The organism is Rhodopila globiformis (assembly GCF_002937115.1).
GTDB classification, from domain to species: Bacteria; Pseudomonadota; Alphaproteobacteria; order Acetobacterales; family Acetobacteraceae; genus Rhodopila; species Rhodopila globiformis.
Genome location: NZ_NHRY01000207.1, coordinates 1 through 19,417, shown reverse-complemented (window position 1 = coordinate 19,417; position 19,417 = coordinate 1). Strand labels below are relative to the sequence as shown.

Below are 19,417 nucleotides of genomic sequence, written 5' to 3'. Positions count from 1 at the left end.
GGTGATATGGCGCCCGGGGGTGGGGAGTAGGGGGCGGAAGCGGTCCGGCACCGGACTCGGTGCGGCTTGCGAAGTGGTAAACGATCCGTTGTCCCGCCGCCCGGTTGCTGTATGATGCGCGGCGACGCGAGAGTGGCGGAACGGTAGACGCAGTCGACTCAAAATCGACCGCCTTCGGGCATGGGGGTTCGAATCCCCCCTCTCGCACCACTTCCCGACGATATTGGGAACTTGCTTTACCCCGCAATCCTGGCCGCCGGCCCAGGCGTCGTGAGCCAAAACGACCTTCAAACCGGAAATCCGGATTTGGTCAGGCACGTCCACCATTCCCTTTTCGACCGGTCCGCACAGGTTCCTGCGTCCGCCTTCAGCCTGAGAGCCTGAAAATCAATCGGCTTTCTGGACGAATCCAGGAACGATCGCAAACCGCGAATCGGTTGAGACGAATGCGCCCGATCGGCAACGACAGTCCGTGGAGGCACGGGTACCGCCGCCCAGGCAGCGAGGTTGCGCCGATGCAGCAACGGGCTGCGGCGATGGCGGCCGATCGGCAATGTCGTACTGGCGGAAAATCCGCGGCTTTCACCACAGTCCCCCAGCCCGCGCGCGGTCACCACAATGGATGACAATGGCAGCCGCTGTTGCCTTTCCGTCATGGTCGGGCGTGTCCCGACCATCTACCCCCCGTTCGTGCGCAGTTCGCCGGGACACACCCGGCCGTGACGAGATGGCACCGACCCCGCCCATTTCCGCCATCGCGGTGCCGGTGCCGCCGGTTGGCTACAGCAGACCGCAGGTCGGTTGGGACACTGAGGCCCCCTGTCCTCATCGTCATGGCCCGGCTCGTCCGGGCCACCTATCGCGGCACATGTGCTGGAACAGGTGGCCCGGACAAGCCGGGCCATGACGATGAGGGAGCGCCGTCGCCCTGTCTCAATCGACCTGCGGCCTGCTGTAACTCTGTGACCCTCCACAGTCCTCTGCTTACCTCTGTGGTTATATGTCTGGACGATCATGCCGCACGCCCGCCGCCGTTGGCGCTCCCCAACCGGGACGCTGGCATGGCCTGTCCACGCCGCCGGCGCTGGTCCCAGGCCAAGCCACTATGGTGCGCACCATTGACAGCCGGCTGCCGCCGGAGCCGAGGGACCGACTCCCAAACCCCCGTCCCTCCGAACCTCCTTCTTCCCTCAGAACTTCGAGACGCGCGTTTCCTTGGCGGTGATGAACTCCAGCAGGGCGGGTTTGCCGGCCTGTGTCTGCGCGATCCCGCGTTGAATGGCGGCCTTGATGTCGCCCGGCTGGGTGATGCGCTCGCCGTAGCCGCCGAACGCGCGGGCCATCGCGGCGTAGTCGCCGGAGATATCCGTCGAGCGGTACTTCTCCGTCGAGATCGGCATCACCTTCAGTTCGATCGCCATCGAGAAGTTGTTCAGCAGGATCGACAGGATGGGGATGCGCTCGCGCACCGCGGTCTCGAAGTCCATGCCGGTAAAGCCGATGGCGGCGTCGCCCCACAGGTTGATGCACAGCTTGTCCGGCTTCGCCAGCTTGGCGCCCATTGCCAGCCCGAGTCCCATGCCGAGCTGCGTCGTCTTGCCCCAGCCGATATAGGACATCGGCTCGGTCGAGACCCAGAACGGCGAGATCTGGTCGCGCGGGCTGCCGGCGTCGTGGGTGATGATGGTGTTCTTCAGGTCCACCGTATTCATCAGCTCCCAGATCACCCGGTACGGGCTGAGCGGCGCCTCGTTGGCGTTCAGCAGCGGGCGCCACTGTTCCAGCCATTCCTCGCGCACCTTGGTGATCTCGGCCACCACGGCGGACGGGTCGCGGTTGGACCTGATGGTCTGCCGCAGCTCGCCGGTCAGCGCCGCCAGGGTCAGCTTCGCGTCGCCGACGAGGCCGACGGTGCTGACGACATCCTTGTTCAGGTGATTCGGATCGAGCGTCGCATGGACGATCGTCTTCCCCTTCGGGAATTTGATGCCGAAATTGGTTTCAGTGAACGAGCAGCCGATGCCGATGATCACGTCGGCGTTCTGCACGAAATGGTGCACCGGCTTCGGCACGGCGTTGCCGCCGGAGCCGAGCGACAACGGATGGTTTTCCGGGAACGCGCTCTTGCCGCCCAGGCTGGTGGTCACCGGCGCGCCCAGGAGTTCGGCGAATGCCGCAAGCTCCGCCCAGGCCTCCGCCCAGTGCACGCCGGTGCCGGCATAGATCACCGGGCGCTTCGCACCCAGGATGGCGGCGGCCGCCTTACGCACGTCCGCGGGATCGGGACCGTATTTATGGACGCCGATGGGCGTGTAGTCGATGTCGCCGATTTCCTCGTTCCAGATATCGGTTGGGATTTCCACGATCGCCGGGCCGCTGCGGCCGTTGCGGATGGCGCTGAAGGCGCGGCGCATGACGTTCTGCACCTCGCCCGGGATGATCACCGGCTCGGCGCGCTTCGACACGCCGCGCATTTCCCGCACGGCGCTGTAGTTCGGGTCGATATGGCTGATGCGCCGCGGATAGCCCTGCGGGATCACCAGCAGCGGCACCGACTCGGCATAGGCCTGCGCCACGCCGCCATAGGCGTTCTCGGTGCCCGGGCCGTGCTGCATGCAGAAGGCGCCGATCTTCCGTCCGGAGGTGACGCGGGAGATCGCATCCGCCATGTGCAGGCCGATGCGCTCCTGCCGCACGATCACCGGCCGGATGTCGGCCGCGGCGGCAAACTCCAGCAGGTGGTTGACGGGATAGCCGCAGAGGATCTCGATTCCCTCGCGCTTCATGATTTCAGCGACAGCCTGGCCGACTTTCATCCGTCTGTTCCCTCCTGCTGGTGCCTGGTTGCATTGACGCTAGGACCGGCCCGGGCGCATGGCAAATCCACCGCCCGCCAGCTGTGGCGCCCGGGCAGCAGTCGCGGACCGTCCTGGCGGCGATCGACACCATGTGTTGCGCCCGGCTCGCCCCCCAGCCCACAATCGGTGGATCACAGCCTGCCGACGAGTCGGATTTCATACCCCTGGGGACAGAGATACATGGACGGCATGAATCGCGTGGCCGACGACCATCCGCTCCGCTTCGACCTGCTGACCGAGAACCCGGTCTACAAGCCCTTCCGCTATCCCTGGGCCTATGAGGCGTGGCTGACCCAGCAGCGCGTGCACTGGCTGCCGGAGGAAGTGCCGCTCGCCGACGACGTGAAGGACTGGCACCGTAACCTCACGGAGAGCGAACGTCATCTGCTGACGCAGATTTTCCGATTTTTTACCCAGGCCGACGTCGAGGTGAACAACTGCTACATGAAGCACTACGCGCAGGTGTTCAAACCTACCGAGGTGCTGATGATGCTGTCCGCCTTCTCCAACATCGAGACGGTGCATATCGCCGCGTATAGCCATCTGCTCGACACCATCGGCATGCCGGAAATCGAGTACACGGCATTCCTCAAATACAAGGAGATGAAAGACAAATACGACTACATGCAGGGCTTTTCGGTCGCGTCGCGGTTCGAGATCGCCCGGACGCTGGCGGCGTTCGGCGCCTTCACCGAGGGGCTGCAGCTGTTCGCCTCGTTCGCGATCCTGCTGAACTTTCCCCGCTTCGGCAAAATGAAGGGGATGGGGCAGATCGTCACCTGGTCGGTGCGCGACGAGAGCCTGCACTGCGCCTCGATCATCCGGCTGTTCCGCACCTTTATCGGCGAGAATCCGGCGCTTTGGACCGAGGATCTGCGGCGGGAGCTCTACCTGTGCTGCGCCACCATCGTCGCACACGAGGACGCCTTCATCGACCTGGCTTTCGAGCAGGGGCCGGTGGAGGGCCTGACCGCTGGCGAAGTCCGGCAATACATCCGCTACATCGCCGATCGGCGGCTGGTCGAGCTGGGGCTGAACGCCTTGTACCATGTGCCCGGGAACCCGCTGCCCTGGCTGGATGAGATGCTGAACGCCGTTGAGCACGCGAACTTTTTTGAGAACCGGGCCACCGAATACAGCAAGGCCTCGACCGCCGGGACATGGGACGAAGCTTTCGACGCGCCGCCACCGGTGGATGAAAACGTAGTGGCGGCCGCGAAAACGGGTTGACTTCTGCAACGATTTGGCTGGTAGAGTGCAACCACTGGCTGTCGCCGGCCGACCGTCCCGGCGACAGCGACCACCAACCTGGATTGCATCACGATGGCCACTCTGGCGCAGCAGTCGATTATTTGCCCCGTATCGGCATTTTTGACGAAACAGTCAGTAGCATTAACGGATTTTTCACGTCCCGGATGTTTCCGTGTGCATGATGCTCCCATGTGCCATGGCAGTCCGTCACCACATACGGCGCGACGCCAATGAGAGGGGTGCGGTCTCGCACCAGGGGAGGCTTCGATGGGCAATACCATCTTGTTAGGGGCGACGGTGAGCCACTCTGAAGACGAGGTCGGGCGTGACGTCGGTTCCGGCGGTGCGCCACGATACAGCAGACGGTTGTCGGACAAGATTCTGATCGCGTTTCATCATGCGTGTGACCAATCCGATTTCGAAGTGGCCGAGGAGTTGCTTCGGGTGCTGGAGATGATGCTGACGCGGCGGCCGCTGACGCCGGACGGAACCCGCCGGCGCAACATGGAGAGTCTGGTGGCGGCGCACGAGCGTCTGTGGCATCTGCGCCATCCGGACCGGGACGGCTTCTGAGCGTCGTCCGCCGAATCCGGCCGATCGGCCGAATCGGGGCGGCTCCCGGCCGCGCTGGTGGTATTGCGCAAGCGGCCCGCGCGACGCGTGGTCGTCCCTCTGCTGAGCGTGGTCGCCTCTCTATCGTCATGGGCGGGTGTGTCCCTGCCGCATGCACATCTCGGGAACGATGCCTCACCAGCGGCGAGCGAGGGCATGATAATGCAATCATCCGCCCGCCCGGACGGCGCTTTGTACCCCGGTATCTTGGCGTTGAACAGGAACCGTGCCGCCGCACCAGGCGGTGACGGGTGCGCCCGGTCGGTGGTTCGCGGGGTGGATAGCACCGATAAAACGCCAAGACGCCAAGTTCATGGCCGCCAATCCGCTGCCTGCCGCAACCAAGGGCATGACAGGTGGCCGCGCGCGTCCGGGCCATGACGGCGAGCGCCTGGTCCCAGGCGTCAAGCAAGCATCTGGTTTTGCGGTCGTTGTCGAGATGTGTGCATCCGGTAGGGTGTGTCCCCATGTTCGCCACTGGCCGGCGCGGCCATGACGACAGGGCGATGACCCTGCGGGACCGCATTTTCGAAGGAGACAGGCCGAGCACCCCAGCGGGACTCTATGCCGCCGCGCCCGGCCTGCGTGCGACCAGCGCTGTCGAGCCATGCGGCGCCAGGCACCGCCGCCTGCCCGGACCAGGGAACGGGCCTGCTATGACAGCAAAAACCGCACCAGGCCCCGCGATGTCCCCCTGATCCTCCGTGGCCCTTATCGGTGCTCCGTTCTTCTCTGTGCGAACAGACATACGCCATCAACCACGCTGTCCCCGCCGGAGGAGGCACCACCCCGGACCACCGCCGTGCCGGACCAGGAGACTCCCCACTCAATCATCCACGCACACCATGCGGCACCGGTTTTCAGCCAGACAGCAAGCACGCCGGCATGCCCGGCTCAACGCCCGCAAACCGGCTCCCTGTGCGAGCCTGCGGCCCGTGGTGGAGACAGCCAAACCACCACAGGCCGTGCGGCATGGCCCAACCCGTCACCCCTCCCGGCACCGGATTCGCCGCCGGGGCCGCGACGCTGCCGCCGGCCGGCGCGTCCCGGTGACCTCGCCGGGCTGATGCACCCACCCGGACGCCGGCCCCCGGACATTGATCCCTCGCCGGTTCGCCTGTAACCACGCTGGACGATGATCCAGCTTGCCCCCGCGCCTGCGTCGCTGCCGCCGCGCCGGCGGATCTACGCCATCGGCGACATCCACGGCTGCGACCGCCAGCTTGCCGCCCTGCACGCGCTGGTCGCCGAGGACCTGGCGCAGCGGCCGATTGCGTCCGCCCTGCTGCTGCACATCGGCGACTATGTCGATCGCGGCGCCGACACCGCCGGGGTGATCGACCGCCTGGCCGACGGCTGCCCGGTCCCGGGAATGGACATGGTCAACCTGCTGGGCAACCACGAGAGCACCATGCTGGACGCGCTGTCCGGCGAGCGCGCCGCCGCCACCGACTGGCTGTTCGCCGGCGGCCGCGCCGCGCTGGAAAGCTACGGCATTGATCCCGACGGCCCGCGCGACACCTGGACCAGCGTCATCCCGCGCCGCCACCAGGATTTCCTCCGCGGCCTGGTCCTGATGCACCGCGAGGGCGGCTACGCCTTCGTCCATGCCGGCGTCCGTCCCGGCATCCCGCTCCAGGACCAGGCGCGCGACGACCTGCTGCGCTCGCGCCAGCCGTTCCTGTATTCCGAGGCGGATTTCGGCGCCGTCGTCGTGCATGGCCACACGCCGGTCCGCGCCCCGGTGGTGAAGCACAACCGCATTGCCATTGACACCGGGGCGGTGTTCGGCGGCAATCTGACCTGCGCCGTGCTCGAAGCCGACACGATCGGCTTCCTCACCGCCGAACCGGTCGATGCGCCGGTGTCGATGGCCCATCGGTAATCCGGCGGTGACGAAGCGATAGGTTTCGCAATTGCGTGCTTCCTGCTAGCTAGCGCCGCTCGGGAGACAGACGCACACCCATGTTCGATTTTGCCTGGTCGGAAATTGCCCTCATTGGCGTCGTGGCGCTGATCGCCATCGGCCCCAAGGATATGCCTGTCGCCATCCGCTCCGTCTCGAGCTTCATCAAGAAGGCGCGCCGCATGGCCGCCGAATTCCAGAGCCACGTCGACGAGATGATGCGCGAGGCCGATCTGGGCGACGTCAAGAAGGCGTTCAACGAGATCCGCAACTTCGACCTGCCGACGACGCTGGAGAAGCACATCGACCCCGACCGGTCGCTGCGCGATACCTTCGAGTCGGACCCGTTCAAGCCGACGTATCCCCCGCCCGGCCCGGCGCCGGCCGAGGTCTCCACGCTGGACGAGGTCGCCGTCAGCGCCCCACCGCTGCCCAAGCCCGAACCAGCGCCGGCCATAACCGCCGAACCGCCGCAGCCCGAGGCGCCGACCCCTGGGGCACCCGCCTGGGTGCCGCCGGGCATGGTCCCGCCGCCGAAACCGCAGGCCGCCGCGCCCGAGGCGCCGGCCTTCATCCCCCCTGCAGCCGCGCTGCAACGCCGTAGACAGGCGTAGGCAGCGCTTGATTGGAACAGCCGCCGTGGCAAGACCGGAAGACGACGTAATCAACGACAAGCCGATGCCGCTGCTCGAACACCTGATCGAGCTGCGCCGCCGCCTGATCTGGTCCGCGGTGGCGTTCCTGGGCTGCTTCATCGTCGCCTACTACTTCTCCAGTCCGCTGTACTACTTCCTGGCCGAGCCGCTGGCGGCGGTGCTGCGCGAGACCGGCAATCCCGACCCGCATCTGATCTACACCCAGCTGTACGAAGCGTTCTTCACCAAGATCAAGGTGGCGTTCTTCGGCGGCGCCTTCGTCTCGTTCCCGATCGTCGCGACACAGATCTGGCTGTTCGTCGCGCCCGGGCTGTACCGCAGCGAGAAGCGGGCGCTGCTGCCGTTCCTGGTCGCGACCCCGGTGCTGTTCCTGATGGGCTCGGCGCTGGCCTATTACTTCGTCTTCCCGTTCGCCTGGAAGTTCTTCGCCAGCTTCCAGGACCCGACGGGCGCCGGCGGCGTGCCGATCGAGCTGCTGCCGCGGGTGGGCGAGTACCTGGACCTGGTAATGAAGCTGATCTTCGCCTTCGGCATCACCTTCCAGCTTCCCGTCGCCCTGACCCTGCTCGCCAAGGTCGGCATACTGGGGTCTGCGCAGCTTCGGAAGTTCCGGCGCTATGCCTATGTCGGCATGTTCGTCATCGCCGCTATCCTGGCGCCGCCGGACGTGATTACGCAGACCGGCCTCGCATTGCCGCTGATCGCTCTGTATGAGATCTCGATCCTCAGCGCACGCTGGGTGGAACCGAAGCCGGTCGAGGTCTGATTTATGCACGATATTCGCGTCGTTCGCGCTGATCCCGCAGCGTTTGATGCGGCGATGGCGAGGCGGGGGCTGCCGCCGGTCGCGGACGGCCTGCTGGCTCTCGATACCGAGCGGCGGGCGGCGCAGACCGCCTTGCAGGAGAAGCAGGCCCGCCGCAACGCGCTGGCCAGGGAAATCGGCCAGGGCAAGCGCGCCGGCATGGACACCGCGGCGCTGGAAGCCGAGGCGACCGGGCTGCGCCAGGACATGGATGGCCTGGAGAAGCGTGTTCCGGAGCTGGACGCGGCGATCAAGGGCGCGCTGGAGGTGCTGCCCAACCTGCTGGATCCCTCGGTCCCGGACGGTCGCGACGAAACCAGCAACGTTGAGCTGAAGACCTTCGGCACGCCGCGCGCGTTCAGCTTTACCCCGAAGCAGCATTTCGAACTGGGCGAGGCGCTGGGCCAGATGGATTTCGCCACCGCCGCCAAGCTGGCCGGCGCGCGGTTCACCGTGCTGCGCGGTAAGCTGGCCCGATTGGAGCGGGCGCTGGGCCAGTTCATGCTCGACCTGCACACGCAGGAGCATGGCTACGTCGAGGCCTCCATGCCGTACCTGGTCAACGCCGCCACGGCCTACGGCACCGGCAACCTGCCGAAGTTCGAGGAGGACCTGTTCAAGACCACCGACGGCCGCTACCTGATCCCGACCGCCGAGGTGCCGCTGACCAACACCGTCGCCGGCGAGATCGTGCCTGAGAAGCAGTTGCCCATCCGCCTGACGGCGCTGACCGACTGCTATCGCAGCGAGGCCGGGTCCGCCGGGCGCGACACCCGCGGGATGCTGCGCCAGCACCAGTTCCGCAAGGTTGAGCTGGTCTCGATCACCCACCCCGACCACAGCGCCGAGGAGCACGAGCGGATGACCCGCTGCGCCGAGACGGTGCTGGAGTGGCTGGAACTGCCGTACCGGCGGGTACTGCTGTGTTCCGGCGACATCGGGTTTGCCTCGGCGCGGACGCATGACCTGGAGGTGTGGTTGCCGGGGCAGCAGATGTACCGGGAGATCTCGTCCTGCTCCAACTGCCGGGACTTCCAGGCGCGGCGGATGAACGCGCGGTTCCGCGGCGGGGCGGAGGGCAAGACAGTGGCGTACGTGCACACGCTGAACGGGTCGGGCATTGCCGTCGGCCGGGCGCTGATCGCGGTGATGGAGAACTACCAGGAGGAAGACGGCTCGATCACCGTGCCGGAGGTGCTGCGGCCCTACATGGGCGGCATGGAGAGGATCGCGGCGGCGTAGGGGCGCACTTCTCTACCGTTACCGATTCGCCGGGCAGGCCCGTTGCCTCATCGTTCTGGCCGGGCATGTCCTCATGGCTGCCAGGATAGAGCGACGGCTGAAGAAGGATTTGGCGCCCGGTCCGTTGCTCCACCGTTATGGCCTGGCGTGTCGCGGCCATCTGCGCTTCGACGGTTGGGGGTAGATGGCCGGGACACGCCCTACCGCATGCACAGATTTCGGAAACAACCGCCAAACCAGGCGCTCGCCCGATGCCCCGGACTGTTGTCGCCTTCGCCGATGCGCGTTTGGCTGACAAGCAACCGGCCGAGGATGCGCAGGGCCGCCTCGCCGTGGTGTAACCCGCACTCATCTGGCGAGGGGCGTGGTGCCGACCGGGATGCGGCGGGGGCGGGTTTGCCACTGCAATCAAGCGGACACGTTGCGCGGTGTTGGCATGGAGTTCCGCAGAGAAGGTTGATCATGCGCTTCCCGCGAAGCGCGCGAAATGATCGGATGCCACCAAGGAGGCGGTCATGGTGCCGCCGCCCCGGAAGACTCTGCGCAACTCCGTGCGAACACCGTGTTCGCTTGATTGCCGCCGGTGAAACCAGCACCGGTCATGACAGTATTGAGCCACGGCCGCAGCGGATCGTTTCCGGGATCTGTGCATCGGGTAGGGACACGCCCCATACGCGCTAACTTAGCGCGGCATGAAGCACAGTCGTTCCCACCTCGTCATGGTCGGCGTAGGCCGGCCATCCACGCCTTTGCCGCGATGAGCACCGCAAGGCGTGGATGGCGGCCCTGCGGCCGCCATGACGACGGAGCGGTGTGCCGCACTCGGCCGCCTAAGTTAGCGCCGATGAGGGACACGCCCGGCCATGCCGGTGGGGGAGAGGCCCTTGCTCCGCCAGCCCACAGCCTCAGCCAACCAGCCCGGCCATCGCCTCCAGCTGCCCCGGATCGTCCCACGGGCAAACCAGCAGCGCGTCATCGACCCCGAGATCCCGCAGCCGCCGCAACCGCTCCCGTGCCTCCGCCGGCGGGCAGACCAGCGAGATCTTCGGCGAGACTGCAAGCGGCAAGGGCGGAGGGCTGTCCCGCAGGTCGGTGAAGATGTTGGCCAGCACCACCCGGCTGCCCCCGGCCTCGCGGTACATGTGGATACCGATCGCCAGGTCCTCCCAGGCGGTCTGGATGCCGGAGGCGATCCAGCCTTGCAGCTCCTTCGCCGCCAGGTTGATCCAGCGGGAGCTGCGCCAGGCGCCCAGCAGCACCGGCGGGCCGCCCTCGGTGCCGGGCCAGACGGACAGGGCCGGGCCGTAGACCGCCTGGCCGGACCAGACCTGGCGCATCACCGCCAGGTCGCTGGTCAGGGTCCGGAACCGCGCCGCGAAATCCGCCTGCACCGCGTCGAAGTCGTTGCGGGTCGAGCCGCTGCCGACGCCGAAGCGCAGCCGCCCTTGCGACAGCAGGTTCAGCGTCTGCACCCGGTGCGCATGCTCGACCGGATGGCGCAGCGGCAGCTGCACCACGCAGGTGCCCAGCTCGATGCGGCTGGTCTGGGCCGCCAGGGCGCCGAGCAGGATCAGCGGGTCCAGCGTCGGGCGGCCGCGGGCGAAGGCGTCGGTGACCCACAGTCCGTGGAAGCCTAGTGACTCGACCCGGCGGGCCAGCGACGTGAACCGCTCCACCAGCGGCGCGCCAGCGTCGGTGGGCGCGGGAATTGCGACAATGCCGATGCGCATCTGGCCTGCCTCCTATCGCCCCGTGAACGCGGCCGGGCGTTTTTCGCGGAAGGCGGCGGCGCCTTCGGCGTAGTCGTGCGTCAGGGCCGCCTCGGCCTGCAGCCTGGCTTCCAGGTCGAGCTGCCGGCTGTAGCTGTTCTCCAGGCTCTCCCAGTACATCCGGCGGATCAGGCCGAGCGACTTCGGGCCGCGCGCCAGGCTGTGGGCCAGCTCCAAGGTTTTCGGCATCAGGGCGTCGTCCGCCTCCACCCGGTTGATCATGCCCCAGGCGAGCGCGGTTTCCGCCGGCAGGCGCTCGGCCAGCAGCGACAGTTCCATGGCGCGGGCCATGCCGATCAGGCGGGGCAGGATCCAGGAGGAGCCGCAATCCGGCACCAGGCCGATGCGGGCAAAAGCCTGCAGGAACGAGGCCGAGCGGGCGGCAACGCGGATGTCGCCGGACAGGGCGAGGCTCATCCCGGCGCCGGCGGCGATCCCGTTGATGGCGGTCACCACCGGCATCGGCAGCGCGCGCAGGCGCAGGAACACGGGATTGTACCAGGCCTCCAGGTCGCTTTTCACCTCGCCGCGGGCCTCGGCGGCACGGTCGCGCGGCGGCCGATCGGGGTCGTTCAGATTGGCGCCCGAACAGAAGGCGCGGCCGGCGCCGGTGATGACCAGGCAGCGGGCTGTACCGGCTTCAATACGGCTGAGTGCCTCGGTCATGTCTTCGCGCAGCTTCTGGCCGAATGCGTTCAACACGCCGGGATCATTCAGCGTCATGACCGTCACGTTGCCGTCGGTTTGCAGAAGTATTCGCCCGTGCTTCATTGTTCGCATCCTCCGTCCGGCTTGCACGCCGGCTTATGCTGTATAGGCTAGCAGCAATGCCGGCGATGACCAGGGAGGGAATGCATGGGCGAGACGACCGACCGCCAGTATGTCGAATACGGCTGTCACGACCGGATCGCAACGATCGCGCTGAACCGGCCGGAAAAGCTGAATGCTGCCAGTGACGAAGTTGTACGACAGTTGATGGCGGCGTTGCGCCGGTTCGATGCCGACCCTGACGCCCTGGTGGCGATCCTGTGCGGCCGCGGGCGCGCCTTTTGCAGCGGTGCCGACGTACACCAGCGGCAGTTGCGATCGCGTGAGGAACTGGAACGCCTGGGCGGCCCGCAGGGACATGGCGCCAATGCGGCGGACCTGCTGTTCCAGTCGGTGAACAGCAAGCCGGTGATTGCCGCGGTGCACGGCCACGTGCTGGGCCTTGGCCTGGCGTTGACGCTCGACTGCGACCTGATCGTTGCTGAGGCAGGTACCCGGTTCCAGTTGACCGAGACCTCGCGCGGTCTTGGCGCCGCCAGGCACTGGGCGCAGTTCCATTTCCGCGGCGCCGGCGCATTCGGCGACGAAGTGGCGCTGACCGGACGCTTCTTCACGGCCGAGGAAGCCTTGGCGGCGAATCTGATCAACCGGGTTGCGCCAAAGGAGAAGCTTATGGAGTCGGCCCGGGAACTCGCTGTTTCGGTCGCGGCCAACCCGCCGCTGTCGGTACGTGCGATCATCAGGACCCGGCGATGGTATCTTGATCGCTATGCGAAAGAAGCGGCCTTCCAGCAGGCGCCGATGCGCCTGTATTTGACAGAAGATTTCCATGAAGCGGCGCTGGCTTTCAAGGAGAAGCGCAAGCCACGCGGTTTCAAAGGGCGCTAGTGGAATTCCGGCTGGGCGGCGCCACGTTCTGGCGTCCACGACTAAACCTAAAATTCTATTAATGAGAAAAATCTGAAAGATATCTTTAAAGAGAGTAGTTTTATAGAACAGACCGCCAACACAGGTCGTCGGAAATGCGGCCGCTGATCATTCCCGGCGGCCATTTGGCGGAGGGAGCGAATCCCACCGCCCAATGGCACAGGACGGTCCGATAAGTTAAGCGCGATTGCCGCGCTTGCCGGCAGCGGCTTTCCGCGCCGGTTTCTTTGCGACAACAGTGCGGCTGCGGCCGAGTCCCATCTTCTTGGCCAGGGAGGAGCGGGTTTCGGCATAATTCGGCGCGACCATCGGATAATTCGCCGGCAGGCCCCATTTCGCCCGGTACTGATCGACCGTCAGGTTGTGCTCGGTCATCAGGTGTCGTTTCAGCATGGTCATCTGCTTGCCGTCTTCCAGGCAAATGATGTGGTCCGGGAAGACCGACTTGGTGACGGCGACCGCCGGCTTCAATGCTTCGACCGGCGCCGGCGCTTCGCCGACGGTGGACAAGGTCTTGTAGACCTCCCGGATCAAGGACGGCAGTTCCTCGACCGGAACCGCGTTCTTGGTCACATGAGCACTTACGATTTGGGCCGTCAGACCCAGCACATCTTCAGACATATATTTCTTTCCTGCAACCCAGAGACGCGAGTTAATATAGTCCCCTGGATCGGCACGCGCTACACTACTTTGAGCAATTTGTCAGGTAAATTTTTTAAACGATTGACGCATCTTCGCCATGATCTGTTGCCGTGGCAGGACTGGCAGCAAAAAACCAGGGGTAGCAGACTGCAACTCTGCCTCTACAGGAAAGTTGCGCTGGTAACCGGCGGAAGCGGCAAAAGGCGGACTGGGCCCGCGAGTCGACGTGGCAAGAAGGGCGCGGCTTGTCTTGACGACCGCGACTCGGCAAAGTCGCGGACAGTCGTTCGTAACCTCAAGAATACTCTCCCAACGGATTTTGCATACTGTTGCCGGCCGGAATGCGGATCCCAGCGTGCCGGCGGCAGCCTTCCTGCCACGTCCTGCAGTTTCGGCTGCGGTAGCCCGCTGTGCGACAGCGGGAAAATGCCCGGAGGGACATCACCGGACAAATCGACGTCTTCCGCTTTATCGATGAAGACTGTCGGGACTGTTCAGCCCCGGGCTCCATGACAGCGCCGCCCTGAGCCGCACCGCATCTGCGGGAAAATGAAGGTTTTGCGTCACTTAAGTGGCTGGCCACATCCCGCATAGACAATGCAACAGACGGCCGGTCGCTCCTGCCGTTGCTGCATCATGGCCAGCCCCGGCCATCCACGACTTTGCGGCACGCAGTACCGCCAGCGTGAGGTCAAACCCGGCCATGACGCTTTGTCAATGCCCGGGTAGCGTATTCCGATGCTTCGACGCCGATCGGCCCATGCCGGTCTCGCGCCGTTCGCTGCCGGCCAATCGGATGATGCCAGGCTTTTGACGTCATCGAAGCGATGGCTGCCGTCAGCAGGCAGCGGTCCCCGGCCATGCCACGACCGTTTCGGCAGCAGTGGAGAATCGGCCCGGCCGATTGGCCGGAACAACCGCAATACCGGCCGCTGCTGCTGCTGTTTCTTCTGTCCTGGCACGCGGGTGGCTGCCGCAGAGCAGGGAACCGGCCGCCTGAACGCCTCCGGCAGTCTTGCTGGCTTCCTCCAGGACGAAGGCGCCGGCATCGATGGTGGGACGATACCATCTCTTCGGAGCAACATGATGACAATGCCACATCGGTGCCGTCGCGCTTCACGCCGCATGCCATGGCCGCCGGTCACAATGATCGGCCGAAGCCAATGCAACGGGTTGAATGCGTTGCCGGGCCGACATCCCAGGTTGCTGTTCCGTGCGGGCTGCAACCGACCTGACATGCGGCTTGCAAGCGCCGGGCGAGCGGGTGCGCTCCGCTCGGCGGGAGCCTCGGGCCGCTTCAGTTGGTATCCGGCGCCGGACGGGGCACGGCGGAACGGTGCCGGTGGCCTTTCCCGGCCCGCAGCAGGCCGCACGACTGCAGGTGCGGCCCGGCGGCCTGTCCTGCCCCGCGTATCTACGGATCTGGCGGCAGGTCCGCGCGGCCGGTCGCCTTGCTGTCGCGGCGGGTGCGGTGGGGGCGCCCCACCGGCGGATCGCCGTCGTGGTCGCGGTGCCGCGCTAGCGGCCTGGAGCGACCGCGACGCGGTTCCACAGCCGTCGGGGCCGTCCACCCCGTCTGTTTCGGCTGATGGAGGGGCGCTGGCGGCGGGCGTGCCGACGGATTGTCCGCGAATGTAACCACAGCGGAAAACCGAGGACCGCAGCGCGCCACAGTGCGGCGCATGGCACTTCGCGGGAAGCGCAGGACGGCCTGCACTGCCGGACCATGCGACGCCCGGCCTCGCGGCATGGCCGGACCGGTGAACCTGCCCGGCATCCACGACGGTAACACCCGCACCGGGCTGCACGGTGTCCCGCTGATCCCCCGGGGCCCTCCGCGGTTCCCCGTCGTCCTCTGCGCGAGCCGGAATACGCCGTCGGCCAGGCTGTCGCCGCGGGAGGCGCACGCCCGTGGCGGACCTCGGCCAGCCCGGAACAAAAGAGCCACCGCTCCAGGCCTGGACGGACCCCATCCTCATCACCGGTTTTTATCGTGCATCGGCGGCTCGCCGTATGGTAGGCTGATCCTGCAATTGGCAGCGGTGGGCGGCGCTGCCGGCCTACGGTGCAGTCATGTTATGCACGCACGAATTCGCCCTTGCAAAATCGCGCGCCGTGACGCATTTGCTGTTCTACATAACCGGCTGAGGGTTCGGCCGGCTTCGTGGGCGGGCGCGCGGGGTTGTCCCCGGATCCAGAGATGGATCACGCGCCCTTTCTGATATGCCCGCCCGTTTGCTGTTTGATGGAGGTCCGCCGTGTCTGTATCGCCGCTCGAGAAAATTCGGAACATCGGGATTACCGCGCATATCGATGCCGGCAAGACCACCACGACCGAGCGGATCCTGTACTACACGGGTGTCTCCCACAAGATCGGTGAGGTGCACGACGGCAACACCACCACCGATTACATGGAGCAGGAGCGGGAGCGCGGCATCACCATCACCTCCGCCGCCGTCACGTGCGAGTGGAAGGACCACCGCATCAACATCATCGACACGCCCGGCCACATCGACTTCAACATCGAGGTGAACCGCAGCCTGCGCGTGCTCGACGGCGCGGTGTTCATCATCGAGGGCGTCGCCGGCGTGCAGCCGCAGTCCGAAACCAACTGGCGCCTGGCGGACCGCTACAACGTGCCGCGCATCATTTTCATCAACAAGCTGGACCGCACTGGCGCCGACTTCTTCCGCGCCTTTGCCACGCTGAAGGAGAAGCTCGACATTGTCGCGCTGCCGCTGCAACTGCCCATCGGCATCGAGGACCAGTTCCTGGGCGTGGTCGACCTGGTCGAGATGAAGGCGATCGTCTGGGAAGGCGGCGAGCTCGGCGCGAAGTATCATTACGAGGACATTCCCGCCGGCATGGCGGAGCAGGTCGCCGAGTACCGGCAGAACCTGCTGGACACCGCGCTGTCCGTCGACGAGCACGCGATGGAGGAATACTTCGAGAAGGGCGACGTCGAGATCGAGACGCTGAAGCGCTGCATCAAGCGCGGCACGATCGACGGCACGTTCCGTCCGGTGCTGTGCGGCACCGCCTTCAAGAACAAGGGCGTGCAGCCGCTGCTGGACGCGGTGATCGACTACCTGCCGTCGCCGGTCGACGTGCCGGGCATCGCGATCGCGGCGGAAGACGGCGAGGAAGACGGCCTGAACAGCGAGCAGATCGCCGAGGTGCACGCCAAGCGCCGCCGCATCAAGGCAGATCCGGCCGCGCCGTTCGCCGGGCTGGCGTTCAAGATCATCAATGACAAGTACGGCACGCTGACCTTCGTGCGCGTCTATGCCGGCACGCTGAAGTCGGGCGACATGGTGATGAACACCACCAAGGGCCATCGCGAGCGCATCGGCCGGATGTTCCAGATGCACGCCGACAAGCGCGCCGAGATCAAGGAAGTCGAAGCCGGCGACATCGCCGCCTTCGTCGGCCTGAAGGATACCGGCACCGGCGACACGCTGGCCTCGTCCGACGATCCGGTGGTGCTGGAGCGCATGGCCTTCCCGGTGCCGGTGATCGACATTTCCGTCGAGCCGCGCACCAAGGAAGCGGTCGAGAAGATGACCATCGGCCTGCAGAAGCTGGCCGGCGAGGATCCGTCCCTGCGGCTGAAGACCGACCAGGAAACCGGCCAGACCATCCTGTCCGGCATGGGCGAGCTGCACCTGGAGATCATCATCGACCGCCTGCGCCGCGAGTACAACGTCGATTGCAACATCGGCGCGCCGCAGGTTGCATATCGTGAAACGATCTCCAAGGCGTGGACCGAGACCTACACCCACAAGAAGCAGTCGGGCGGCTCGGGCCAGTACGCCGAGGTCAAGATCATCTTCGAGCCGTTGGAGCGGAACGGCGGCATCGTGTTCGAGAACAAGGTCGTCGGCGGCGCGGTGCCGAAAGAATACATTCCGGCGGTGGAAAAGGGCATCAAGGTGCAGGCCGATACCGGCGTGCTGGCCGGGTTCCCGACGGTGGACTTCAAGTACACCCTGGTGGACGGCAAGTACCACGACGTCGATTCCTCGGCGCTGGCGTTCGAAATCGCCGGCAAGGCCTGCTTCCGCGAAGGCATGAAGAAGGCCGGCCCGATCATCCTGGAGCCGATCATGGACGTGGAAATCACCACGCCGCAGGATCACGTGGGTGACGTTGTGGGTGACCTGAACCGCCGCCGCGGCATGATCCAGAACCAGGAGAGTTCGGGCTCGACCGTGATCGTCCGGGCGCACGTGCCGCTGAAGGAGATGTTCGGGTATATCTCGCACCTGCGCAGCATGACGAAGGGCCGCGCGTCGTTCACCATGCAGTTCCACCACTACGATCCGGTGCCGCGCAACGTGGCGGATGAGATCATGAAGAAGAGCGCCTGATTTTCAGGCGTTTTGGCTGAACGGGAAGCGCGGGCGGGTCTGCCGTCCGCGCTTTTTTGTTGGCGGTGCGACAACTACCTGGATCATAGGCACCTTCTATAAACTGATAAGAGTCATGTTCCTTCAGAATGTTCACCCGTTCCATGCCAAGGTCGTTCGTTGCTGAAGACGCGAGAGACAGCAGACTTTGAAGAGATTGGTGTGCTTGAATTGATTGCCCAAAATCGGCAGCCTTCACGCATAAACGGAGTCGATAACTCTGAAATCGGTGCAGTGTGTCAATATGAAGCCTCTGCTTCCTTCGAGCCTACGAGAGCTTGTTAACGATGCGATAGAACTCGGGCTGGATGGGCAGCAGATTGATGCGCTGGTCACGACAGTAGCCGTCAACTTCCTCGACCCTCAAAAGCCGGTTCCGGCACTCATTATCCGCGTTTCAGGCGCACCGGCCTTCGACCTCTTCATCCAGAACGGCGAAGCCAATATCGTTCTGTTCGATTGGAAAACGCGGTTTGTGTCTATTTTCCCGCCGAGGCCAGATGGCTTCCCGCTCGCAAGAGTATACGTGCTTGAAGTCCATGATCTGTTGGACTTCGCTCACATCGGACAGTCCTACACTGAGCGTGGTATCCGTCTGACACCAATGCTTGGTGAGCAATTCGATGCCGCCCTTGGTGCAGGCGACTACCAGGAGAGGCATCACAGGTATCTTGCGGATTACCAAGCTCGCAATAAGGGCTTCTTCGGGGTGGCCGCAGGTCGAATGAAATCCACCTTTATAGAAAAAGGTTTGGTCTTTCACTCGAAGGGCTGCCTTGTTTGTCAACGGGATGGGGCACTTTTTACAACCACGATAGGTGACCCGACCGGCGAGGGATTGATGATGGGCATCTATTTGTGTACCGAACATGCTGCGGAAGCCGCAAGTCAGCCCTCGAGCTTCCATTATCTGTGCCGGAAGTTCGGGCATTCGGTGTCTGGAGTAGCAAGAGTGGCATCAAAGGATTTCATCCTTGAGATGACCGGCGAGTTTCTGAAGACCCAACTGGGTTGCCGCATAATCAAGATCGCTGGTATGACCATTACGGCTGAGCGGCCGTCCGGGCTGCAATTGATTGTACGGCTCCGTGACAATCGAACCTACGCTTATATCTTCAAAGACAAAAATGGCATTGTCATTGCCAAGGTTGACAATGCAGATCATCATCAGGTCGAGTATGGCCCCGACCATATTCATGTATCGCCACGAACAAACAACAACGATGTGCGTTCCAGCTTCACCTATGGATTTCCCATGTTGGATGTGAAACTGATCCGGTAAATCATCGAGCGACACGAGCGATGAAAGCTGTCCGATAATCACTGCTGCTGCAAACCATGGAGGTTGCTAGCCGCCTCGGCAATGGCTTTGATCGCGGGTGGCTAGGGCGTGTCGTCAATTAAGCCAAACGACGGCGGCGGCGAGGTGGACCGCGGCGAGGAAGTTGCGGGCAGTCTTGTCATAGCGGGTTGCGATGGCACGGAACTGCTTGAGCCTGGCGAAGAAATTTTCGATCAGATGGCGCGCCTTGTAGAGGTCGCGGTCGTAGGTCCGCGGCGAGCGGCGATTGG

13 protein-coding genes, 1 tRNA gene and 1 pseudogene are annotated in these 19,417 nt (G+C 64.8%); 10 read left to right on the top strand and 5 right to left on the bottom strand.

The genetic code is table 11. From position 1 onward, the window contains the following. Positions 1 to 126 precede the first annotated feature (126 nt). Positions 127 to 210 (top strand) — tRNA-Leu (locus CCS01_RS19130). A gap of 980 nt (positions 211 to 1,190) precedes the next feature. Here CCS01_RS19130 and CCS01_RS19125 read toward each other — a convergent pair. After that, positions 1,191 to 2,825, bottom strand: a pseudogene (locus CCS01_RS19125) (thiamine pyrophosphate-requiring protein); the annotation flags it as partial. Between the two features lie 213 nt (positions 2,826 to 3,038). Between CCS01_RS19125 and CCS01_RS19120 the strand changes: the two are divergent. From CCS01_RS19120 to serS, 6 genes are all read left to right on the top strand, one after another. Further along, positions 3,039 to 4,088 carry a ribonucleotide-diphosphate reductase subunit beta gene (locus CCS01_RS19120; RefSeq protein WP_104520365.1) on the top strand — a complete coding sequence of 350 codons (1,050 nt, stop codon included), beginning with the start codon at positions 3,039 to 3,041 and terminating at the stop codon, positions 4,086 to 4,088. A 288-nt stretch (positions 4,089 to 4,376) separates the two neighbouring features. After that, a complete protein-coding gene (locus tag CCS01_RS19115) occupies positions 4,377 to 4,682 on the top strand; it encodes a hypothetical protein (RefSeq protein ID WP_239992254.1) in 306 nt (101 codons plus the stop codon). A gap of 1,174 nt (positions 4,683 to 5,856) precedes the next feature. Next, the gene (locus CCS01_RS19110; RefSeq protein WP_104520364.1) at positions 5,857 to 6,606 is read left to right on the top strand and encodes a metallophosphoesterase; all 750 of its coding nucleotides are present in this window, start codon (positions 5,857 to 5,859) and stop codon (positions 6,604 to 6,606) included. Positions 6,607 to 6,686: 80 nt separating this feature from the next. Then, positions 6,687 to 7,241, top strand: a complete 555-nt coding sequence (gene tatB, locus CCS01_RS34730) for a Sec-independent protein translocase protein TatB (RefSeq protein ID WP_204848354.1) — start codon at positions 6,687 to 6,689, stop codon at positions 7,239 to 7,241. 64 nt (positions 7,242 to 7,305) lie between these two features. Next, on the top strand, positions 7,306 to 8,049 hold the full coding sequence (gene tatC / locus CCS01_RS19100; RefSeq protein ID WP_104520367.1) for a twin-arginine translocase subunit TatC: 744 nt from the start codon (positions 7,306 to 7,308) through the stop codon (positions 8,047 to 8,049). Between the two features lie 3 nt (positions 8,050 to 8,052). After that, positions 8,053 to 9,330, top strand: coding sequence for a serine--tRNA ligase (gene serS, locus CCS01_RS19095; protein ID WP_104520363.1), 1,278 nt, complete (start codon positions 8,053 to 8,055; stop codon positions 9,328 to 9,330). Between the two features lie 905 nt (positions 9,331 to 10,235). On the opposite strand, the gene CCS01_RS19090 is transcribed toward serS, so the two are convergent. Beyond that, entirely contained in the window at positions 10,236 to 11,060 is an 825-nt protein-coding gene (locus CCS01_RS19090) for an LLM class flavin-dependent oxidoreductase (protein WP_104520362.1), read from the bottom strand. A 12-nt stretch (positions 11,061 to 11,072) separates the two neighbouring features. Next, entirely contained in the window at positions 11,073 to 11,870 is a 798-nt protein-coding gene (locus CCS01_RS19085) for an enoyl-CoA hydratase-related protein (protein ID WP_104520361.1), read from the bottom strand. 84 nt (positions 11,871 to 11,954) lie between these two features. Here CCS01_RS19085 and CCS01_RS19080 point away from each other — a divergent pair, with 84 nt between their 5' ends. Further along, a complete protein-coding gene (locus CCS01_RS19080; protein WP_104520360.1) occupies positions 11,955 to 12,755 on the top strand; it encodes an enoyl-CoA hydratase/isomerase family protein in 801 nt (266 codons plus the stop codon). A gap of 216 nt (positions 12,756 to 12,971) precedes the next feature. Here the strand turns inward: CCS01_RS19080 and CCS01_RS19075 are convergent, their stop codons facing one another. Further along, on the bottom strand, positions 12,972 to 13,415 hold the full coding sequence (locus CCS01_RS19075) for a MucR family transcriptional regulator (RefSeq protein ID WP_104520359.1): 444 nt from the start codon (positions 13,413 to 13,415) through the stop codon (positions 12,972 to 12,974). Between the two features lie 2,279 nt (positions 13,416 to 15,694). Between CCS01_RS19075 and fusA the strand changes: the two genes are divergently transcribed. Both fusA and CCS01_RS19060 read left to right on the top strand, forming a co-directional pair. Continuing rightward, positions 15,695 to 17,806 carry an elongation factor G gene (gene fusA / locus CCS01_RS19065; protein ID WP_104520357.1) on the top strand — a complete coding sequence of 704 codons (2,112 nt, stop codon included), beginning with the start codon at positions 15,695 to 15,697 and terminating at the stop codon, positions 17,804 to 17,806. Positions 17,807 to 18,089: 283 nt separating this feature from the next. After that, the gene (locus CCS01_RS19060; RefSeq protein ID WP_104520356.1) at positions 18,090 to 19,127 is read left to right on the top strand and encodes a hypothetical protein; all 1,038 of its coding nucleotides are present in this window, start codon (positions 18,090 to 18,092) and stop codon (positions 19,125 to 19,127) included. A 114-nt stretch (positions 19,128 to 19,241) separates the two neighbouring features. Here the strand turns inward: CCS01_RS19060 and CCS01_RS19055 are convergent. Next, on the bottom strand, positions 19,242 to 19,417 hold a 176-nt coding region (locus tag CCS01_RS19055), incomplete at its 5' end, for a transposase (RefSeq protein ID WP_146101497.1).

Bases quoted from the DNA above. Each gene is read 5' to 3' on its own strand.
- CCS01_RS19120 (WP_104520365.1), top strand. From the start codon at position 3,039: ATGGACGGCATGAATCGCGTGGCCGACGACCATCCGCTCCGCTTCGAC.
- CCS01_RS19115 (WP_239992254.1), top strand. From the start codon at position 4,377: ATGGGCAATACCATCTTGTTAGGGGCGACGGTGAGCCACTCTGAAGAC.
- CCS01_RS19110 (WP_104520364.1), top strand. From the start codon at position 5,857: ATGATCCAGCTTGCCCCCGCGCCTGCGTCGCTGCCGCCGCGCCGGCGG.
- tatB (WP_204848354.1), top strand. From the start codon at position 6,687: ATGTTCGATTTTGCCTGGTCGGAAATTGCCCTCATTGGCGTCGTGGCG.
- tatC (WP_104520367.1), top strand. From the start codon at position 7,306: ATGCCGCTGCTCGAACACCTGATCGAGCTGCGCCGCCGCCTGATCTGG.
- serS (WP_104520363.1), top strand. From the start codon at position 8,053: ATGCACGATATTCGCGTCGTTCGCGCTGATCCCGCAGCGTTTGATGCG.
- CCS01_RS19090 (WP_104520362.1), bottom strand. From the start codon at position 11,060: ATGCGCATCGGCATTGTCGCAATTCCCGCGCCCACCGACGCTGGCGCG.
- CCS01_RS19085 (WP_104520361.1), bottom strand. From the start codon at position 11,870: ATGAAGCACGGGCGAATACTTCTGCAAACCGACGGCAACGTGACGGTC.
- CCS01_RS19080 (WP_104520360.1), top strand. From the start codon at position 11,955: ATGGGCGAGACGACCGACCGCCAGTATGTCGAATACGGCTGTCACGAC.
- CCS01_RS19075 (WP_104520359.1), bottom strand. From the start codon at position 13,415: ATGTCTGAAGATGTGCTGGGTCTGACGGCCCAAATCGTAAGTGCTCAT.
- CCS01_RS19060 (WP_104520356.1), top strand. From the start codon at position 18,090: ATGAAGCCTCTGCTTCCTTCGAGCCTACGAGAGCTTGTTAACGATGCG.